7 tRNA genes are annotated in these 833 nt (G+C 48.4%); all 7 read left to right on the top strand.

The window, feature by feature from the left end:
* Nucleotides 1-5 precede the first annotated feature (5 nt).
* The 7 genes from MOK21_RS23610 (at nucleotide 6) to MOK21_RS23580 (ending at nucleotide 664) form a co-directional block, all read left to right on the top strand.
* Nucleotides 6-81 (top strand) — tRNA-Lys (locus MOK21_RS23610).
* Between the two features lie 21 nt (nucleotides 82-102).
* Nucleotides 103-187, top strand: a tRNA-Leu gene (locus MOK21_RS23605).
* 47 nt (nucleotides 188-234) lie between these two features.
* Nucleotides 235-309: transfer RNA gene (locus tag MOK21_RS23600), tRNA-Gly, on the top strand.
* Between the two features lie 5 nt (nucleotides 310-314).
* Nucleotides 315-403, top strand: a tRNA-Leu gene (locus MOK21_RS23595).
* 12 nt (nucleotides 404-415) lie between these two features.
* A tRNA-Arg gene (locus tag MOK21_RS23590) sits at nucleotides 416-492 on the top strand.
* 13 nt (nucleotides 493-505) lie between these two features.
* Nucleotides 506-582, top strand: a tRNA-Pro gene (locus MOK21_RS23585).
* A 6-nt stretch (nucleotides 583-588) separates the two neighbouring features.
* Nucleotides 589-664 (top strand) — tRNA-Ala (locus MOK21_RS23580).
* Nucleotides 665-833: the final 169 nt, after the last annotated feature.

Below are 833 nucleotides of genomic sequence, written 5' to 3'. Positions count from 1 at the left end.
ATTTTGAGCCATTAGCTCAGTTGGTAGAGCATCTGACTTTTAATCAGAGGGTCGAAGGTTCGAGTCCTTCATGGCTCACCATTTAAATTGCCAACAAAATATGCGGGTGTGGCGGAATTGGCAGACGCACTAGACTTAGGATCTAGCGCCGCAAGGCGTGGGGGTTCGACTCCCTTCACCCGCACCATTTCTTAGAATTTCATAATTGCCAGGATAAATAAATCTTATGCACATGCGGAAGTAGTTCAGTGGTAGAACACCACCTTGCCAAGGTGGGGGTCGCGAGTTCGAACCTCGTCTTCCGCTCCAAATGTGCCGGGGTGGCGGAACTGGCAGACGCACAGGACTTAAAATCCTGCGGTAGGTGACTACCGTGCCGGTTCGATTCCGGCCCTCGGCACCATTTTTAAAATTAGCGCCCGTAGCTCAATTGGATAGAGCGTCTGACTACGGATCAGAAGGTTATGGGTTCGACTCCTGTCGGGCGCGCCAATATAACATTTAACGGGAAGTAGCTCAGCTTGGTAGAGCACTTGGTTTGGGACCAAGGGGTCGCAGGTTCGAATCCTGTCTTCCCGACCATTTTATGGGGCCTTAGCTCAGCTGGGAGAGCGCCTGCCTTGCACGCAGGAGGTCAGCGGTTCGATCCCGCTAGGCTCCACCAATTTAAACAAATGAACCTTGAAAACTGAACAAGCAAAACGTAATCAATAAAGTTTTTAGTAGCTAACCTTGAGTTAGTGAACAAAACACAATTTTGGACATCAAACATGATGCCAGCAAAACAATTTGAGCTAATCAAATTTCTTTTTATGGAGAGTTTGATCCTGGCT

The sequence above is a fragment of the Lysinibacillus sp. BPa_S21 genome, assembly GCF_023337795.1.
Lineage (GTDB): Bacteria > Bacillota > Bacilli > Bacillales_A > Planococcaceae > Lysinibacillus.
The sequence above is the reverse complement of the archived record's forward strand: the minus strand, read 5'-3'. Positions and strand labels throughout refer to the sequence as shown.